The following is a 19605-nucleotide window of genomic DNA, read 5'->3' on the forward strand; positions in this document are numbered from 1 at the left end:
CCATGCCTATCGATTCCATAGCCAGCCTGCGCCACCTGAGTCAGGCCCAGGGCAGCTTCGTCCGCCTCGACCAGGGCACGGACAAGCTCCAGACGACGACCGCCAAGGCCCGTTTCTGGCAGTGGTCGCAACGCAGTCAGGAAAAGGCCGGGAACAGGGCCGCGGCCGAGCGCGTGCGCGACAGCGTCTGCGCCTATTGCGGCAAGGCCGAGGGCACACGTTTGTTCAACCAGTACATCGGCAAGAAGTCCCTGGAGGGCAAGGCCTTCACCGGCGGTAACCTGTCCAGGCTCCTGGATGCGGCGGCGGAGCGCAACCTGTCCTGCCTGGGGCGCGGCATGGTGGCCACGGGGCGGCGGGCCCTCCGGCCGGAGCTTATGGCGGAGCTGGGCCGGGCCGGTGTGGATCCCGACTATTTCATCAGCCTGGTGAGCCAGGGCGTGCGCCTGGTGGGGAACGATTTCTGGGGGCAGCAGTCCGTTGCGGAGGGCGAGCGGGAGCTTGCCTCGGTCTCCTGGGCGGTGGACGCCATGCGCAGGGATCTGGACACCTTCCAGGCAAGCCTGCCCGCAGGCGCGGAGGGCGTGGCCGGGGTGCTCCATTGTCTGGAAGGGCTCAAGGCACAGCTGGATACCAAGCGGGACATCATGGCCGCCCAGAAGGAGCAGAGCCCCTTCACGGCCGGGAACGTGCGCCTTGCCTTTCAGCAGACCTATGCCGCCTACGAACGGGTCATAGGGGAGCATGTGCGCCGGACGGGTGTGGAGCTGGGTACCCTGGATCCCGCTTCGGACAAGGGCATGCGCCTTGCGGAACGGGCCCGGGATCTCAGCAGGCTGATGGCGGCCATGCAGGACAAGATGACCGATCCGCCCGAGCTGCGTGGCCTGGCCGACGGGGAACGCGTCCCCGATGCGGTGATGAAGTCCTTCAATGAGCTCCCCGGGGATCTGGGCAAGGAACTGCACCGGCTGCTGCCCGACCTGTCGGCGGGGAAGCTGGCCAAGGAGATCAAGGAAGCCCATATCCAGGTGCTCAACGAACAGGGCTGGGGTGTCATCCGGCGCGATCTGCAATATCTGGGACGCGGGGGCGCGGGAGTGACGGCCACGTCCATCATCACGCCCGCCTGCCATATCGGTGCGGGCGCACAGCCCGGCCCCATCGGCCGGAGCATGGCCCGGCACGGCATCAATGGTGTCTCCTGCGAGGACAGGGGCCAGCCCAACCATGCCCTGAACCTGGCCCGCACGGAGATCGCCGTGGGCGGCAACACCCTGTTCCGGGGCCTGCGGCACGGTATCAACAGCGCCTATTCCATCAAGAATCCCGCGGCCAGAAGGACGGCCAACGCCACCCGCGCCACGGAGATCTTCACGGCGGCCCTGCAAAGCTCCCCGAAGCTGGCGGATGTCCAGCGCAGGCTGGCGGTGAACCCCGATGCCGTCATCGACCTGCCTTTGCTCTCCACCAGTCTGGTCACGCCCGATGTGCCGCGCGAGATCTTCGGCACGTCGGAAAAGACCTATCTGGCCGAACAATGCGCTTCGTGGAAGGATGCCTGCGGGCCTGACGGCACCTGCACGGTGAAGGTGGTCCTGCCTGACGGGCAGGAAAGGGCGGTCAAGGTCAGGCCGCAGGTGCTCACCTTCAATTTCGGCGTGAACACCGGCGCGCAGGGCGGGCTCCAGGGCCTGATCGGCGGCTGGGGCACGTCCGACCGGTACAACAGGGAAGCCATGGCCCAGCTTTTCGGGGACGACATGCTCGGCGGGATGGTGGAGACCTATCTTGCGCGGTCGGACATCTCCGCCCGGGACAGGCAGAACATACAGGCCCTGCGCTACGAGATCCACGCCCTCTGGGCCGCCGGAGGCTACAGGATGAGCGGGGCCGACCCCTATCGCCTGCCTGCGCGTCTGGCCATGCTGGGACACATCATGGGCATGATGCCGCTGTTCAACTGCAAGAGCGGCAAGGACCGCACCGGACAGATGGACGTGGCCTGCAAGACCCTGGCCCTGCAGATGCACGAGAACGGCGGCCTGCTGCCGTCCTTTGAGATCCCGCGCAGCCACATGGACCAGCAGATCTTCCAGCAGGTGGCCCTCAACGGCGGCAATCTGGAGATGCAGCGTTTGAACACCGGTCTGGCGGGCTTCAAGACCAAGGGCGTGGCCGGTCTCGATGCCCTGTTCACGGACGAGGCCAGGGAGATCCACCGGGGCCTCAGCAGCTATGTGAAGGCATAAGGCGTCAGCACGACCAGGCTGATCCTCCACGCATCCTTTCTTCAGATCCTTACCCAGGGGCGGGCCTCGGCCTGCCCCTGTCGTTTGCTGTCCGTCCCGAATAGCGCCAACCCATGGGAGGCGTCTTCCCGGGCCTGTAGTACGCCCTTGTCTTTTTTCCCAACCCGTATGAGCGGTTTTGAAGGGGTGGGGGAGCGCGAGGGGGCGGGGGAACTTTTTTCCGCCAGGAAAAGTTCCCCCGCCCCCTCGTCCATCCCGGAAGGCTGCCAGCCGTACCGGGCCTCTTTTTTTATCCGTTACATCCCCCGGGCGCGCAGCCAGAGCTGGAGCACGAGCAACGTCCAGAGCGGCTTGCGCAGGTCGGCCTTGCCGGAGCAGTGGGCGTCCACCAGGGAGCGCACGGCCTCGGGCCGGAACAGGCCCTGGGCACGCAGGCGCTCGGGAGCGAAAAGCTCTTCCATGAGCGGCCGCATGCGCCCGCGCAACCAGGCCGCCACGGGGATCTGGAAGCCGCGCTTGTTGCGGTGCAGGATCTCGGGCGGCAGCACGTCGGTGAAGGCCTTCTTGAGCAGGTATTTGCGCTGGAAACCGTGCAGTTTGTGCCGGATGGGCAGGCGGGCCACATATTCGGCAAAATCCTTGTCCAGGAAAGGCGCGCGCACTTCCAGCGAGTGGAGCATGGAGCAGCGGTCCACCTTGACCAGGATGTCGTCCAGCATGAACTGGCGGGCATAGACGTGGAAGGCCCGTGCCAGGGGCGAGGGGCCGGCGGGCCAGTGCTCGAACTGCTCCCGCGTGGGCGCGAAGAGGTTCTCGCGGCGCAGAAAGTCGTGATCGGGCCGGGCCAGCAGTTCGGCCTGCATCTCGGGCGTGAAGGAGGTGAGCAGGGTCTGCACCCGTTCCCAGGCCGGGGCGTGGGCGCCGCGCAAGAAGGTCTCCACCGCCAGACGGGGATTGATGTATCCGGCCGAGGCGGGCAGGAGCCGGGTCAGGGGCTCGATGACGCCGCGGCGCACGATGCCGGGGATGGCGTTGTACCATTCGGCGATCTTGAAAGCGATGTAGTGCTCGTACCCGGCCCAGAGTTCATCGGCACCGTCGCCGCCCAGGGCCACGGTGACTTTTTCGCGGGTCACGCCAGAGAGCAGCCAGGTGGGCGCCACCGAGGCGTCGGCCATGGGCACGTCCATGCGGCTGATGATGTTGGGCAGATGCTCGGCGCAGTCCTCGGCCGAGAGCACACGCTCGTGATGGTCGGTGTTCCAGCGCTGGGCCACCACGCGGGCGTAGCGGCTCTCGTCGTAGCTGGCCTCGGTGAAGCCGATGGAAAAGGTCTTGATGGGCGTGGAAGACTGGCGGGCCATGAGACCGGCCACGATGGACGAGTCGATGCCGCCGGAGAGAAAGACCCCCAGGGGCACGTCGCTGACCATGCGGCGGCCCACGGCGCGGGTGAGCAGCTCGTGCACGTCGGCGCAGATGTCGGCCTCGGAGCGGCGGTCATCCTCATCGGCCGGGGGCAGGTCCCAGTAGCGGCAGATGCTCAGGCGTCCGTCCTCCACCAGCAGCCAGTGCGAGGGCGGCAGGCTCTTGGCCTCGCGGTACATGGTGTCCGGGGTGGGCACGTATTCGTAGGCCAGGTAGCGCATGACGGCCTGCGGATCGAGGGTGAGCTCAAGCCCCGGCACGGCGGCCAGGCAGTTGAGCTCCGAGCCGAAGAACAGGCTGCCCTGCTGCAGGGTGTAGAAGAAGGGCTTTTTGCCGAAGCGGTCACGGGCGCAGAACAGACGGCGGCGGGGGGCATCCCAGAGGGCGAAGGCGAACATGCCGTCGAAGCGCTGGAGGCAGTCCGTGCCCCAGACGCGGTAGGCCTGGAGGATGACCTCCGTATCGGAGTGGCTGCTGTGGAAGCGGGCGCCCGCCTGCAGCAGCTCCTGCCGGAGTTCGGCAAAGTTGTAGATCTCGCCGTTGAAGACGATGCAGAGCTCGCCGTCCACATCCTGCATGGGCTGGCTGCCGCCGGAAAGGTCGATGATGGACAGGCGGCGGTGCCCCAGGCTGACGGGGCCTTCCTGCCAGATGCCGCTGCCGTCGGGGCCGCGGTAGGTGATGACGTCGGTCATGGCCCGGACATGGGCCCGGGCGTCCTCGTTCAGGGGCTGGCCGTCAAGACGGCAGATACCGGCTATTCCGCACATGGCATATCCACAGGGCGTACCGGAGGTTCAGGCCGCCGGCCGCCGGTTGCAGGTGTCGGGGAAGGGGCTCCGGCGGAAGACCGTCACGGAGCGGGGAAAGGAGAATTGTTTGTGTTCCCGGCAGGGGGCGCTGCCGGAGGGGACGCGCGACAGGGCCGCCGCAGGGCACCGTTCACGAAACGTGCACGGGGAGAAGGGAAACGGGGAAGGGGCCAGCCTTCCGTGCGGAAGGGGCCTCCCTCCCCGGTGGACTTTTCCTAAACGTTGGGGCCGTGCGTGGTGCGCCACTGCGTGTACTGCCGGCAGTAGAGATCCTGCAGGGCCGCGATATTGGTCTCGGTATCGAACATGCGGAAGACGAGTTCGCGCCCGGTCTGGGCCATGCGCAGGGCCGCCTCGCGGTCGGAGAGCATGCGGCGGATGGCATCGGCCAGGGCGGCGGGGTCGCGCTGGGGGATGAGGTAGCCGGTCTCGCCGTTGCGGATGACCTCGCCCACGCCGCAGACATCGGTGGCCACCACGGGCATGCCGCAGGAAAGGGCCTCCATGATGACGTTGGGGATGCCGTCGCGGTCGCCGTTGGTGTGCACCACGCTGGGCACCACCAGCATGTCGTGCTCTTCCATGAAGGTACGGATGCGGTCATTGGGCACGAAGCCCGGCATGTCCACCAGATCTTCCAGATGCAGGCGCTTGCGCATCTCCACCAGCTTGCGCTTCCAGTTGCCGTCGCCCACCAGGGTCAGGCGCACGGGGAAGCCGTCGTCACGCAGACGGGCCATGGCCGTGAGCAGCTCGGGAAAGCCCTTGGTGCGGGCAAAGCGGCCGATGGCCAGCAGGCGGTAGGGCTTCTGGAAGGGGGCGCGGCAATCCACGCGGCGGCCCAGGGTCAGGCCGTTGTAGATGACGTGCACCTTGTCCTTCTGTCCGGCGGGGCAGAAGCTCTGGAGCCAGGGCTTGTTGGCCATGTTGTTGGTACGGATGAAGATGGCGTCGCGCGATTTTTCGGCCAGGATGCCGTCCTGCGGGTAGATGTCGCCCGCGCGGCCGGTGAAGGCGAAGGGGATGCCCGACAGACGCGAGGCCACCCAGACGGCGGTGGCGGGCCCGTTGCCCCAGGAGGAGTGCAAAAGCTCGATGCCGTCACGCTGGGCCTCTTCGGCCAGCAGGAAGCCGGCCAGGAAACACCAGAGGTTCTCGGCATAGGCTTCCAGATTGCGCATCTTGCGGAACAGGCCGCGGCGCATCAGGGTCTTGACGGTCTCGCGGTCGCGTTTCCAGGCGCGCCAGAAGGCCTTGAGCAGGCGCAGGGTCGCCACGGAGCCGAAGCGTTTGATGGGCCCGGCGTAATTCTTCATCTCGTCGCTGCAACCGTGCAGCTTCTCGCCGTACATGGTATAGACGCGGATATCCATGCCGCGCTGGACCAGCTGCTGGATCTCACGGAAGACGAAGGTCTCGGAAGAGAGGGGGAACCAGAGCAGCACATAGGCCATACGGGGGGACAGCATAGGGACCTCGGATGGGCAGGATGTTGGGGAAGAAAAAAAAGGCCGGGCAGGGTGCCCGGCCTCGTGCTGTGCGACAGACTAGGCGTTCTGTTCGTCCTGGTGCTCGCGGCGGAATTTCTCCACGATCTCCCGGGCCACGGGGATCTCTTCGACCACGGTGTCGATGGTCTTGCGGATCTGCTCTTCCGTGTGGGAGGCGGAAAGGAAGAAGCGCAGGCGGGCGGCGCCTTCCTTCACGGCGGGGAAGGTGATGGGCATCACATAGATGCCGCGGGCAAAGAGGCGGGTGGCCAGGAAGCCGCTGACCATGGAGTCGCCCACCATGATGGGCACGATGGCGTAGCCCTGGGCGGCGCCGGTATCCAGGCCCTTTTCCTGGGCGTAGTTGAGGAAGAACTGGGAGATCTTCTGCAGCTTGTGCACGCGTTCGGGCTCACGCTGCATGAGTTCCAGGGCCTTGTGGCAGGCAGCGGCCACGATGGGAGGCATGCCCACGCTGAAGACGAAGCCCGGGGAACCGTACTTGAGGTATTCCACCAGCTCCTTGCGACCGGCGATGAAGCCGCCGCAACCGCACATGGCCTTGCTGAGGGTGCTCATCCACATGTCCACTTCGTTGGCGTCGATGCCGAAGTATTCGTGCACGCCGCGGCCGGTGGCACCCAGCACGCCGAAGGAGTGGGCCTCGTCCACCAGCAGCATGCAGTCGTACTTCTTCTTCAGCTCGATGATGCGCGGCAGGTCGGGGATGTTGCCGTCCATGCTGAACAGGCCTTCGGTGACGATGCAGGCGCGCTTGTGCTTACCGCGGTGTTCCTTGAGCATCTTCTCCAGGGCATCGCAGTCATTGTGCTCGTAGGAGTAGCGGTCGGCGCCGGAAAGGCGGGCGCCCTGCATCAGGGAGTTGTGAGCAAGACCGTCATAGAAGATGGCGTCGCGGTGACCGAAAAGGAAACCCAGGGTGGAGACGTTGGTGGCATGGCCGCTCACATAGGCGATGCAGTCCTCGACACCGTAGAAGTCGGCCAGGGCGCGTTCGAGCTGGCGATGGGGCGGACGTTCGCCGCCCACCAGGCGGCTGGCGCCGGCGGAGCTCCCGAAGACCTTGGCGGCTTCGGTGACGGCTTCAGTGATCTCGGGATGGGTATTGAGGTCCAGATAGTCGTAGGTGGAGAAGTTGATGTACTCCTTGCCATTGATCACCGTGGTGGCCTTAGCCGCCCGCTCGTGGCACAGGAAGAGCGGGTTTTCCATGCCCATCTTGGCACCCATTTCCACCATGCGCTCAAACGACAGTTTGGAGCGCAACCGTGTGAAACTGCTGGTGCCGCTCTCCTGGGCGTTCTGGCTGGAGTGGTTTTCTTTCATTCCGGATCCTCTCAGATATAGTATAAAAACCGTACGTTACAGGTGACGTACAGTAAACGTTCCGGGCAAACTGCCCGTAAAAATTGTTTTTAACGGCTAACCATATCCCAAGAGTTCCACCAAAGCAAGCGAGAAAGCCTTGCGGTTGGCGCGGGCTGGACAAGCGGCCTGAGATGGCCTAAAATTTGCTTTTAACATTGTGATAGAATGGCCGCGGCTCCCCTGGGCAGCGGGCTGTACATACCGGACCCCTCCGGGTCCCTTACCCGCCGGTGGCGGTATTCCCGGTATCCTTACGATGCAACGACCCGAATCTTGCGGAGCGTCTGCGGCTCTCGAACTTTGGCCCCTTGCCGGGCGCGAGGGCGCCGACAGCGGCGAGTCCTGCCGCCTGCTCCTCGAAGAAGCTTTCCGCCTGCCCCAGCTCCGGGGCAAGGCCCCCCGTCTTGTCCTCAGTCCCGCCGGCAGCGAGCAGGCCACGGCCGCCGCGCTCGACATGCTCCGTCCTCTGGCTGCCGCGTTTTGGCCCGGCCTTGAGCCCGAGGCCCTTCCGGCTGTCCCTGGTCCCGGAGATCTGGCCCGGCTGGCCGGTGGAGACCGTCCTGTCCTGCTCCTCCAGCCCCGCCCCGAAGACACCTGGGAAGGCATGCTGCTGGCCCGCAGGGAAGCGGCGGAAGCTCCTGTGCCGGAAGCCCCTGCGCCGGAAGCCGCCGTGGTGAGCATGCCCGACATGCCCACACCGTCCTGTGAGCCCGGAGAAGGGGAGATCGCCTGTGACGGCGTGCGCTTCGCCGACCTGCCGCACGGCGGGGGCATCTGGCACGCAGGCTCCGTGGTGCCCGCCTGGCGCCAGGAACTGCTGGCCCTCGGGGCCCGTCCCGATGCCGCGGCCCTTGAAGCCATGGGGCAGCGGGGCATCTGGTTGCATCCGCAGGGCGACGTGCCGCCGCTGGCCGTCATGTGCTGCGGCCAGGGGGCCGTCTGGCCCGGCATGGGCCGCGAGCTCTACGACCACTTCCCGGCGGCCCGGGCCGCCATGGACCGCATCGCCCGCGCCGCCGACTGGGACGTGCTGGCCCTTCTGGACGAGACCGATGTGGAAAAGATCGGTCTGACCCGCTGGCAGCAGCCCTACCTCTTTTTGCTGGAATACGCCCAGTGGAGCCACCTGGCCTCGCTGGGACTGCGGCCTTCCCTCATCTGCGGGCACAGCCTGGGCGAGCTCATCGCCCTGTGCCTGGCCGGCGTCTACGAACCGGAAGTGGCCTGGTACATCCTGGATACCCGCTCCACCCACATGGCCGAACTGGAGGCCCGCGCCACCCGCGAGACCGGCATGATGGCCGTGCCCGCCGAGGCCTCGGTCATCGAAGAGGCCCGCAAGACCTGGCCCCAGCTCTACGTTTCCAATTACAACTCCCCGCGCCAGTTCATCATCAGCGGCCCCCGCGACGTGCTGCTGGAGGCCCGCAAGAGCCTGCGCAAACGCCGCATCCCGGCCATCATGCTCAACGTGAGCCTGGCCTTCCACCATCCCAGCATGCGCGTGCTGCGCGACATGTCCCTGCGCCGCCTCAATGCCCTGGCCATGCAGGCGCCGCAGATCCCCATGCTCAGTTGCATCACCACGCGCCCCTATCCCGACGACCAGCCCGGCATCTGCGAGCACATCGGCGACCTGGACGAGAATTCCGTGCGCTGGGTGGAATGCGTGCAGGCCATGTGGCAGCGCGACGGCATCCGGCATTTCGTGGAAGTAGGCCCGCAGGATACCCTGTGCGGTCTGGTGAACGATATCGAGCCGCAGGCCCTGTGCCTGGCTGCCGGCCGCAAGGGCAAGGAAGCCGAAGGCATGCGCCAGACCTGCGCGCGCCTCTATGCCCTTGGCCACCTGACGCATGACGGCGTGGCGCGGCACCGGCAGCGCTGGATGGATGCGGCCCCCGCTCCGGCTGCCTCTGCAGAGGCCCCTGCCGCCCCGGCGGCGCGCGCCGCGGCTCCGGCCAAGGACGAACTGCCCGAGGCCGCCCGCAAGGTACTGGAGATCCTGGCCGCTGCCTGCGGTCGTGAGGCGGCGTCCCTGAAGCCGGAGATGGATCTGCGCTATGACCTGGCCCTGCGCTCCAGCCGCTTCCCGCTCATCGTGCAGGAAGTGGAGGAGGAACTGGGCATCAGCGTGGATTTCGAGGCTCTGCTGCACGTGGCCACCGTGGGCGACCTGCTGCGCGTGCTGGCCAGCCTTGCTCCGGCGGAGAGAGAGCCCGGAGAGGTCGCTCCCCTGAGCGCGCCGCAGCACGGCTCCGGTGAAGATCTGCCGCCCCTGTGCTGCTTCGATCTGGGCTGCTGCGACGAAGACGGGCAGCCGCTGCCTCTGGTCCTCGATCCGGCCGCCCGGGGCATGGGGGCCCACGCCGGTGACGTGCTGGCTGTCTGGGGGCCCGATGCCCAGGCTTTGCCTCTGGCCGAGCTGCTGGGGTCGCTGGCCCCCCTGGGCATGACCTTTGCCCTGCCTGAGGCCGCGCTGGAAGACTGTCTGTCGCTGGAGCAGCTGGGCGGCCACCTGTACGGCCTGCCCGCGCTGACGGCCCTCACGGCCCTGCCCGAGACCGTGCATCGTGCCTGCGGGCGCCTGGACGGTATCCTGCTGTGCGCGCCCGCGGACAGGGCGCTGGCCGCTGACGAGATGGAAGCGCTGTGCCGTTCGGCCAAAGCCTGTGGTGTGCGCTATGTCTATGCCCTGCGCTGGCTGCGTGCCGGTGATGCGGCCCACGCCGCGCCCTGGCAGGAAGCCGGTGAAGCGGCCGCCCGTGAGCTGGGTCTGCCCTGGCGGGTGGTCTGCGTGGACGACGGAGGGCGGCTCCCCATCCCCCGCGAGCTGGGTGACCTGCTGGCCCGGGCCCTGACGCACGGGACGTCCGACAGGGTGCTCTGGCGGCGCGCCCCGGCCGATGCTCCTGTCCGTGACTGGCAGTGGCTGGAGCGGCCCGAGCTCTTCCCGCGTGTCTTTTCCGCCGCTGTGGCGCACGAGGCCATGCCCTGGCCAGAAGCCGCCCGGCCTTCTTCCCGCCAGATGCTCGCCTGCGCACAGTTCTCCCGTTATGCCGATCCGCGTCTTGCCGGGCATGGTGCCCTGCCGCAGGACGGCCGGCCCTGGCTGCCCCTGAGCGAACTGCTCCAGACCATGCTGGAGAGCGGTCGTTTGCAGCTGCCGTGGCTGGAACCCACCGGCTTCTCCGATCTGCGCTTTGCGGCGCCCCTGCCCCTGCCCGAGGCCGTGACCCGGGAGTGCCGCATCACGGCCCGTTCCCAGTCTTGGCTGCTGCAGGACGGCGTGATGACGCGCATGTGCCATGTGCGCCTGCAAAGCCGCGATCTGGCCCCCAATCTGCGGCGCATCAACCATTTTTCGCCTCTGGCACGGGGCATGGTCTTCCTGGCCGCTGCCGCGGGGAGCCTGCCGCCCCTGTGGGACGGCGAGATGACCGTTACCGGCCCTGATCTGCCTCTGGAAGACTTCTACGCGGGCTGCGGCATGGCGGGAGGCTGGCGCCTGCTGGAAGAGCTGGCTCCGGCGGGCGATGACCTGTGGCAGGGCCGCTTCGACGGCATGGCGCAAGGCATTGCCCCGGCTGGCAAATCCGGCTATTGTAGCTTGCTGTCCGCTGTGGACGCCATTTTGCAGGCAGCCTGCCGTATCATGGAAGAGACCGTTCCCGGGGCGGAACTTGCCGGAGGACGTCTGCTTTGGCCGCAGGGCTGGCGTCTGAGCGGCATAGGCTTCATCCGCTTCGCGGACACGGGGCTGCTGTGCGGTGCCCGGATGCCCTGGCGCATCCAGTTGCGCCGCGGCTGGGACGATGAACGTCTGCAGCGTTATGACGCCCAGGTCGTGGATGCGGACGACCGGGTGCTGCTGACATTGCACCAGATGGAATTTGAAAAGGATGTCCGGCCGCAGGAAGGCGCCGGTGCCTAATATTTGTCGCAAGGGAATGACCATGACGAAAAGAAGGGTTCGCTGGAAACAGGGACTGGCTGTGGCGGCCTTGTGCGCCGGGATGGCGCTTTCGGGATGTGCTTCGCAGAAAGCCGGGTCGGATGCCCCGGAACTGCCCGCCAAACACTGGCTGGAAGACGTGCCCGGTGTGCCGGTGGAGAACAAGAGCAAGCTCGAGGCCGTGATCCCCAACCTCTATGACCCGGCCAAGAAATTCTCGTTCGAGGATTGCGTGTTCCTGACCATCCAGCAGTCGCCCCTGCTGGTCAACAGCGCCGTGGAGCTGGAGATCAAGCGCCTGGCCCTGACCGATGCGGTCTGGAAGTATCTGCCCGAACCCCGCATGACCGTGGAAGTGGGCAATACCCTGACCTATTACAATGAAGGCCGCGACGACGTGCCCAGCAATTACGGCAAGGTGGTGCCTCGCATCGGCTTCTACGCGGCATTCCCGAACCCCTTGGAGTCTTATTTCAATCACCAGGCCCAGAAGATACTTGTCAACCTGGCCATCTCCACGCACCGCAAAGCCGTGGGCGAGGCCATCTACAAAGTGGCCCAGGCCTACCTGCGCCTGGAGGCCAAGAACGAGATCCTGCGCATTCAGAAAGAAGTCGCTCCCCTGGCCAAGGAAACGACCCGCTACTGGGAGCAGCTGGAGTCCGCTGACGGCCGTCAGGGCGTGGCCCTCAATCTGGCCCAGCAGCACGAGCGTGAAGTGGAGCTGACCAGCGAACGCATGACCATGGAAGAGGTCATGGAGCGTACCAGCCTCAAGATCCTGGCCGGTGTGGAGCCGCAGCAGCGCCTAAACATCGACAGCAAGAGCGCCAACGACATCCTGCGTGGGTTCAACGGCAAGGATTATCGCTGGGAAGACCGCTGGCTGGTCACGGAAGATAATTTGCTGCTGCGTTCCCAGATTCGTCTGGGCGATTACAACATCATGCTGGCCTGGGCCGAATACGTGCCCGACATGACCATCCGGGTGGACAAAAATCCGCCCGCCGGTCAGTACCAGCCCGCTGACGGCCAGGAAGACTACTTCTGGCGCCTGACCTTCGACTTCCCGCTCATTGACTGGAACCGCCGTTACCGCGGCGTGCAGGCGGCCCGCATGAAGAAGGCCCAGGCCTTCCATGAGCTGTCGCGCAAGCGCACGGATTACTCCAACACCTGGTTGCAGTGCGAACAGCGCGTGGCCCTGGCCGAGACCAACCGCCGCCTGGCCAAAGTCCATTTCGAGACGGCCGAGATGCGCTACAAGGAAGCCAGCATCTCCTTCGAAACCGGTCTGGGCGATATGCCCGCCATGAGTTCCGCCCACGAGGCTATGGTCCAGAGCCGTATCAAGCTGGTGGAGGCCGAACTGGAACTCAAGCTGGCCAATCTGGAATGGATGTATGTCGCCAACCTCTTGCAGGAACGCTTCCTGGGCCTTCCTGCCACGGAGATTGAAAAATAATGAAAAGACTGACCGTTTTCTGGGCCTTGCTGGCCTGTCTGCTGCTGGCCGCCCCGGCCATGGCCGTGGAGACCACCGCCACCGGCAAGGTGGTGGCTACCGTGACGCGTGATGTGCGTCTGCCCTTCAATGCCGTCATCGACGAGGTGCTGGTCCGTCCCGGGGACGCCATCAAAGCCGGGGATCCGCTGGTGCGCTATCACCTGCAGGACGAAGCCGAACGCGTGCTGCAGCGCGAAGTGACCACCGGTGCCGCCACCGAGAGCCTGCGCGGCCAGATCCTTGATCTGGAACGCGAACTGGTGCAGACCCGCGCCGAACGCAATCGTGCCAGCCAGCTGGCCGCTTCCGGGCTGGGCTCGCGCCAGGCCCTGGGCCGTCTGGAGGAGAGCGTGCGCTCCCTGCAGCACCGCATCGAGCTGACCCAGATCTCCATCAAGAAGAACGAAGAGAGCTTCCGGGCCCGTCTGAAGGAACTGGAAGGCTATTACGGCCAGCCCATCCGGGAAGGCGAGACGCTGCCGGACCAGCTGGTGCTGACCTCGCCCATCGACGGCTATGTGCTGCAGCTCATGCCCAACCTCAATCCCGATGTGCTGCTGCCCGCCCAGGCCACGCCCGTGACCGTGGGCCAGCTGGACCCCGTGCTGATCCAGGTGCCGGTCTATGAAGGCGACCTGGGCCGCATCAAGGAAGGCGGCCATGCCCGCGTGGAGATTCCCTCGCTGGGCGATAAGGTGTTCGCGGCCACCATCACGGAGATTTCGTGGATCTCCACCAATATGGACGTGGCCCAGCCCTCGTATTACACGGTGGAACTGACCGTGCCCAACAGCCAGCTTGAGCTTAAGCCCGGCTTCAAGGCGCTGGTGCGCTTTGGCGCTGCCGAGTAGCCCATGAAGCTGAAAAGCCTGCCGCGCCAGCTGGGATACATCCTGGGGGCCCAATGGACCAGGGACCTTTCCTGGACCATCTTCACTATCCTGCTGGCACGGCGCAGCCCCGAGATGCTGGGCCAGATCGCCGTGGCCCTTTCCTGCGGTTATCTGGTCAAGACCGTCTCGGACGTGGGGCTCAACGACTTTCTGCTGTCCACCTTCGCTCGTCGTGAGGAACGTCCCCGTACCCTGCTGGGCGAGGTGACGGGCCTCAAGACCTGTTTCATGATGCTGGCCCTGATCGTCACCTGGTTCGTGACGGGCTGGCTGGGGTACAGCTTCGAGCTGCGGCTCATCGTCCTGTTCATCGCCACAGGCTTCGGCCTCGACGGGGTGACGGACTCTTTCTTCGCGCTCTGCCAGGCCCGCGGGCGGCAGGACGTGGAGATGCGCATCCGCGTGCCTTCGGCCCTGCTGGGCATAGGCTACGGCATCGTCTGCGTGGTGGCCGGAGCGCCCCTGATCTTCATTGCCCTCTACAAGCTCATCGAATCCGTCCTCTGCACGGGCTTCGCTTTCCGTGCCCTGGGCCGCAATCCCTTCGTGGGCTTCGGTTACGACAATGTGCGCGATTTGGCCGTGAAGATGAAGAGCGGCTTCATCTTCACCATCATGGCCGCCTGCGCCATGTTCTACAACAAGATCAATGTGTTCTTCCTCAAGAACTACGGCGGCGACGCTGCCGTGGGCGGCTACAACGTGGCCTGGGAGACCGTGGAAGGCCTGTCCGTGCTGGTCTCCAGCGCGCTGCTCGGCAAGGTCATCTTCCCCTTGCTGGCCCGTTACTGGGCGCAGGACAGGGCCGCGTTCCGTCAGCTGGCGGGGCAGACGGCCCGTTCCCTCTGGGCGGCTTCCCTGCCGCTGATCTTTCTGATCTGCGTGGAGAGCGACCGCTTCCTGCCCACCATCTACGGCCCGGGCTATGAGATGGCGGCCACGGCACAGCGCCTGCTGACGCCCTGTCTGGCCACGGCCTTCCTGCACAATCTGGCGGCCTATGCCATGATCGGCATGAGGAAGCATACCCTGCTGCTCTTCTTCTATCTGAGCGGTCTGGTGGTTAATATCGTCTGCTGCCTGACCATCATCGAGCCCATGCCGCTGGAAGGGGCCGCGCTTTCCCTGACCGCCACCAAGGTCTGGGTGGCCATCCTTACTGTGGGCTATTTCCAGTGGGTGGCCCGTCCCATGAGCCTGGGGCAGTGGTTGCTGATGCTGGCCGCCATCGCCGTGGCCGTGGGCCTGTGGTGGTCGCTGGGCATGATCCTGGCCCTGCCGCGCGAAGTGGCGGAACTGGCCGGCCTGCTGCCCCTGCTGGCGCTGTTCTGGTACTGGCGCCCGCCGCCGGCTTTTGAGAAGGAGCAGCGTCAGGAGGCCTGATCATATGGAACGACGCGGCTTTCTCAAATCGCTGGCAGGCGCCGGCCTGGGAGCGGGGATGCTCTCTGCCTGGGGAGCTGCGACCCCGGCTCAGGCGGCCGGGTTGGAAGATTGCCTTGCTGTGGTCGTGGATGTGGATGCCTGCACGGGCTGCGGGGCCTGCGTACAGGCCTGCCATGAGCGGGCCGCCGCCCGGGTCCCCCAGCCGGTATCACCCATCCCGGCTTCCCGCTGGGGCCGGGATAGAAAACCCGACTGGTGGGGACGGCGCAACGTCACGGATCGCCTGACCCCTTACAACTGGCTGTACCTGCAATCCTGTACCGTACAAACGGCCCGGGGTGAGCGCCGGGTCTTCATGCCGCGGCGCTGCCTGCAATGTCTCAACCCGCCCTGTGTCAGCCTGTGCCCGCTGGGGGCCGCCCGGCAGCGTCCCACCGGTGCTGTCTACACGGAGATGTCCTTGTGCTTCGGCGACAGCCAGTGCATCGCCGTCTGCCCGTGGCATATCCCGCGCCTCCAGGCCGGAGTGGGGCCCTATCTGCATCTGGCTCCCGGTTATCTGGGCTACGGCCAGACCTTCAAATGCGACTTCTGTGAAGACATCATCAGCGACGGCAAGCCCCCACTCTGCGTGGCAGCCTGCCCGCACGGCGCGCAGCATTTCGGCCCCTATACGGAGATGACGGCCCTGGCCCGCCGCATGGCGGAAGAGCGGCACGGCGATCTTTTCGGTCTGCAGGAGAATGGCGGTACCTGCCTGATCTACGTCTCGTCCATCCCCTTCCGGGATATCGAAGCCTCATTGCTGCGGCAGGGGCTGGTCTCCGCAGGACGGCCCAGCCTGCGTCCGGCTGGAGCCAGTCTGGAGCGTGAGAACGATCTCGTGGGCACGGTACTGGCCGCACCGTTGGCCGGAGCCGCGCTGGCCGGCCTGCGCCTGCTGCGTGACCACTGGAGGGATAAGGATGAGGACTGAGCGCCGCCCGCTGTTCGGCTTCCTTTTCCGTCTGCTGTGGCGGATCAGCGTGGTCTGGGCGGTGGCCAGCGGCTTTGCGCATCTGCCCGTGATCTACCGCTACGCCGAGGAAGCTCTCCCCTGGCTGCGGCCCGCAGCCTATTCGGGCACAGTGGCCCATTATTGGGCCGCAGCGGCCATGCTCTGCCTGACAAGCTATGCGGCCATCGTCTGGCTGGTCAGGGGCACGCGCAACTACAGTCTGACCCCCTTCGGCATGCTGCGCCTGGTCTTGCTGGCCCTGCTCATGCTTTCCGGTCTGGGCCTGATCCTGCACAACTTCCAGGATTTTTCCTTCTACGGCCCTGTGTACACCCTCATCAAGCATTGCCACCTGGGCTGTGCGCTGCTCTGGGCCCTGCTGGTCCTCGTCCGTCTGGCCCGCCGCGGCCTGTGGTGGGATCGCCGTCGGAGTACGGGGCGACGGGCCCGCGCCTGAGCTTGTCAGCCATGCTCCACGGCATGCCCCCAACAAAATTCTATCGTTCCAGATAACGCAAAAAGACGCCCTGAGGGCGTCTTTTTTGTTTGCACGTCTCTCTTCCAGACATTTGTTCTTCAGCGTCCAGAAGGGCGCTGGGAAGGGATAAAAGAGGTCTCCCAGATACCGTGCGATCCTTCGCGGTGCTTTCCCCGCCTACTCCTGAAAAAACGCGTTTGGAGAGGATGGGGGTGCGGGGGAAGGAGGCACTTTGGGCGCTAGCAAAGGGCCTCCTTCCCCCGGAAAGCATCTCCCGCCTAGGCCTGTTCCCCGGCCTCGTTCTGGCGGGCGGCCTTGAGCTGGCCACAGGCCGCCTTGATGTCCTGCCCCTTGCTCTTGCGGATGATGGCCGTGATGTTGCGGTCCCAGAGGTACTGCTCGAAGGCCAGGACGCGTTCCGGCGAGGGGGCCTTATAGGGATCGCCCTCGGAGGGGTTGTAGACGATGAGGTTGAGCTTGCCCTTGACGTCGCTGACCACGCGGGCCAGCTGTCGGGCCTGTTCCAGACCGTCATTGACGCCGCCCAGCAGCAGATATTCGAAGGTGATGCGCTCACGGGTCTTGAGCGGATAAGACTTGAGGGCCTGGAGCAGGTCCTCGAGGGGCCAGCGGGCGGCCTTGGGCATGATGCGGGCGCGGAGCTCCTGGGTGGGGGCGTGCAGGGACACGGCCAGATAGGCCAGACCGCTTTCGCCCAGTTCGCGCAGGCCCTTCTCGATGCCGCAGGTGGAGACCGTGATGCGGCGGGGCGAGAAGTTCAGGCCCTTGTCGTTGTTGAGGCTCTCCAGGGCGCGCATGACGTTCTTAAGGTTGAGCAGGGGCTCGCCCATGCCCATGAAGACCAGGTTGCGCAGCACGGGCCAGTCCGGGCGGGTATCGCCCAGGTGCTCGCGGGCCACCAGGATCTGGCCCAGGATTTCGCCCATGGTCATGTTGCGCTCGAATCCCATGGTGCCGGTGCTGCAGAAAGTGCAGGCCATGGCGCAGCCCACCTGCGAGGACAGGCACTGGGTCCAGCGGCGCACGCCTTCGCGGGAGTCGCTGGGGATGAGCACGGTCTCCACTTCGGCGCCGTCCTGGAGGCGGAGCAGGAACTTGGTGGTATCGTCGCTGCTCTGTTCCACGGTGACGATCTCGGGCCAGCGGATCTCGGCACACTGGGCCAGACGTTCCCGGCAGGCTTTGGAGACATTGGTCATGGCGTCGAAATCGCGGGCCATCTTCTGCCAGATCCATTGCCAGACCTGGACGGCCCGGAACTTGGGCTCGCCCAGCTCGTTCTGCATCCAGTCGGTGAGTTCGGGCAGGGTATAGTCGAGGAGATTGATCATGGTCTTCGGGGATGCCACGGCAGGGCTCGACCGTGGGTTGGAGGACAGGCAGGGCGGCGGGGCACACTGTGGCCCCGTGTCCGGCACAAGGGCCGCCTGCCGGAAAATGCCGGAGGGGGAATATGAGAGGGAGAGGGAGACGGCATGGCGCCGTGCTTCCTCTCCCTTATGGTCGTGTGGGAGCGGTCCCGTTTTGGGGGCCGCAGGGTGCGGGATGCGTCTAGCCCACGGACTTGCGGGCGTATTCGCACACGAAGTGCAGGGCCGAGGCTCGGTCCGTGACTTCGCCCGCGATCTGGGCCTGGAGCAGGGCATCGCGGATGACGCCCACCAGCGGGCCGGGGGCCAGCTTGGTTTCGCTCATGATCTCGTTACCGTTGAGCAGGGGCTCCAGCATCTGTTCGGGGGTCTCGGCGCGCTCCAGATACTTCATATTGTGGTTGAAGTAGGTGTAGCTGCCGTCGCGGGCCTGGATGTCGGCACGGGACATGGCGATGAGGCGCGGGTATTCGTCCAGGGCCTTGAAACGGCGGATGCCGCGGTCCGTGAGCATGAAGTGGAAGCGCATGTGGTAGCGCACCAGATGGCAGAGCAGGTCGATGTCTTCGGGGCTGAAGTGCAGACGGCGCAGGATTTTGCGGGTGACCTTGGCGCCCACGCGGTGGTGCTGGTAGAAGGTCCACTGGCCGTCGAAGTACTCGCCGGTGAAGAGTTTGCCCACATCGTGGAAGAGCATGGCCATGGTGCCCAGCCAGTCGTAGTGGAAGCCTTCTTCGGGGTAGTGGCGCATGCACTCCAGGGTGTGGTCGAAGACCGTCTCCTCGGTGTCGTCATCATCGTTGCGGCGCTGGCGGATGCAGGCCAGGGCGGCCACTTCGGGGATGAGGCCCTGGAGGATGTGGGCGTCGAACATGAGCTTCACGAAGCGGTACATGGATTCGGCGGCCACTTTGCGCCATTCGTCCATGATGTCGGCGGCGGGCACGTAGTCCAGCACGCGGGTGGACGAACGCACGATGGCCAGCCAGGTGTTGGGCTCGATGGGGATGTCGAAGTTGGCGGCGAAGCGCAGGGCGCGGATGGCCAGCAGGTAGTTGTGGCGCAGGGTCTCGTCCGGCAGGCCGGTGAGCTGGATGAGGCCGCCCTTGACGTCCATGAAACCGTCATAGACGTCCCCGGTGGGGGCCGGGCTGCCGAAGCCGGTCATGCGCAGCTGCAGGCGCTCCTGGGGGTCCATCATGTTGGCCATGGTGGGGGTGATGCGCAGCAGGGAAAGTTCGGGATGGCTGGCATCCTCCACTTCCAGGGCATAGAAACGGAAAAGCACGCCGTCTTTTTCCATCTGGGCGATGGCACGCTGGTCCGGCTCGACGCGGGCTTCGGGGAAGAGCTTGAGAAGCGTCTCGAGGTCGGGCTCACAGGCGATGTCCACAGCCAGCTGTTTGCTGTGTTTCAAAAGATGTTCCTGCACGGGCGCATTGATGACGTGGGCGTCATAGCCGTTGCGCAGCAGGGTTTTGCAGATGGTGATGGCGTCTTTTAGCGCTTTTTCCATGAAAACTCCTCAAGCGGCGAAGCCGCATCCAGGGAAATCCCCGGCATACATGCGTTGTGAAGGCCTGACCGCATTGCAGGCCGCTGATTTCAGTATCGGCGGCAATGGGGG

General features: G+C 65.6%; 12 protein-coding genes. 7 read left to right on the forward strand and 5 right to left on the reverse strand.

What is annotated here, in order from left to right:
- Nucleotides 1-2 precede the first annotated feature (2 nt).
- Entirely contained in the window at nt 3-2252 is a 2250-nt protein-coding gene (locus ACQRBR_RS11100; RefSeq protein WP_427812984.1) for an inositol phosphate phosphatase SopB, read from the forward strand.
- A 296-nt stretch (nt 2253-2548) separates the two neighbouring features.
- Here the strand turns inward: ACQRBR_RS11100 and asnB are convergent, their stop codons facing one another.
- The 3 genes from asnB to ACQRBR_RS11115 form a co-directional block, all read right to left on the reverse strand.
- Nucleotides 2549-4450 carry an asparagine synthase (glutamine-hydrolyzing) gene (gene asnB / locus ACQRBR_RS11105; RefSeq protein ID WP_427812985.1) on the reverse strand — a complete coding sequence of 634 codons (1902 nt, stop codon included), beginning with the start codon at nt 4448-4450 and terminating at the stop codon, nt 2549-2551.
- Between the two features lie 257 nt (nt 4451-4707).
- Entirely contained in the window at nt 4708-5961 is a 1254-nt protein-coding gene (locus ACQRBR_RS11110) for a glycosyltransferase family 4 protein (protein ID WP_427812986.1), read from the reverse strand.
- 78 nt (nt 5962-6039) lie between these two features.
- Entirely contained in the window at nt 6040-7329 is a 1290-nt protein-coding gene (locus ACQRBR_RS11115) for an aminotransferase class I/II-fold pyridoxal phosphate-dependent enzyme (RefSeq protein ID WP_204625782.1), read from the reverse strand.
- 298 nt (nt 7330-7627) lie between these two features.
- Here ACQRBR_RS11115 and ACQRBR_RS11120 point away from each other — a divergent pair, with 298 nt between their 5' ends.
- The 6 genes from ACQRBR_RS11120 to ACQRBR_RS11145 are packed head-to-tail and all read left to right on the forward strand — an operon-like array spanning nt 7628 to nt 16566.
- A complete protein-coding gene (locus ACQRBR_RS11120) occupies nt 7628-11305 on the forward strand; it encodes an acyltransferase domain-containing protein (protein ID WP_427812987.1) in 3678 nt (1225 codons plus the stop codon).
- A gap of 22 nt (nt 11306-11327) precedes the next feature.
- Nucleotides 11328-12791: a TolC family protein gene (locus ACQRBR_RS11125; RefSeq protein ID WP_303879559.1), complete on the forward strand. Its 1464-nt coding sequence runs from the start codon at nt 11328-11330 to the stop codon at nt 12789-12791.
- Nucleotides 12791-13684, forward strand: coding sequence for an HlyD family secretion protein (locus ACQRBR_RS11130; RefSeq protein WP_303879554.1), 894 nt, complete (start codon nt 12791-12793; stop codon nt 13682-13684). Before ACQRBR_RS11125 ends, ACQRBR_RS11130 begins: the two co-directional genes overlap by 1 nt.
- Nucleotides 13685-13687: 3 nt before the next feature.
- A complete protein-coding gene (locus tag ACQRBR_RS11135; RefSeq protein ID WP_006007699.1) occupies nt 13688-15109 on the forward strand; it encodes an oligosaccharide flippase family protein in 1422 nt (473 codons plus the stop codon).
- A gap of 4 nt (nt 15110-15113) precedes the next feature.
- On the forward strand, nt 15114-16088 hold the full coding sequence (locus ACQRBR_RS11140) for a 4Fe-4S dicluster domain-containing protein (protein ID WP_427812988.1): 975 nt from the start codon (nt 15114-15116) through the stop codon (nt 16086-16088).
- Nucleotides 16078-16566, forward strand: a complete 489-nt coding sequence (locus ACQRBR_RS11145) for a FeS-binding protein (protein ID WP_427812989.1) — start codon at nt 16078-16080, stop codon at nt 16564-16566. Before ACQRBR_RS11140 ends, ACQRBR_RS11145 begins: the two co-directional genes overlap by 11 nt.
- A 299-nt stretch (nt 16567-16865) precedes the next feature.
- Here ACQRBR_RS11145 and rlmN read toward each other — a convergent pair whose 3' ends face one another.
- Entirely contained in the window at nt 16866-17939 is a 1074-nt protein-coding gene (rlmN, locus tag ACQRBR_RS11150; RefSeq protein ID WP_204625786.1) for a 23S rRNA (adenine(2503)-C(2))-methyltransferase RlmN, read from the reverse strand.
- A 220-nt stretch (nt 17940-18159) separates the two neighbouring features.
- Entirely contained in the window at nt 18160-19494 is a 1335-nt protein-coding gene (locus ACQRBR_RS11155) for an HD domain-containing protein (protein WP_168934929.1), read from the reverse strand.
- Between the last annotated feature and the right edge of the window lie 111 nt (nt 19495-19605).

Origin of the sequence: Desulfovibrio sp. SGI.133, from assembly GCF_050313955.1 — a bacterium.
In the GTDB taxonomy this organism is placed as follows: Bacteria; Desulfobacterota; Desulfovibrionia; order Desulfovibrionales; family Desulfovibrionaceae; genus Desulfovibrio.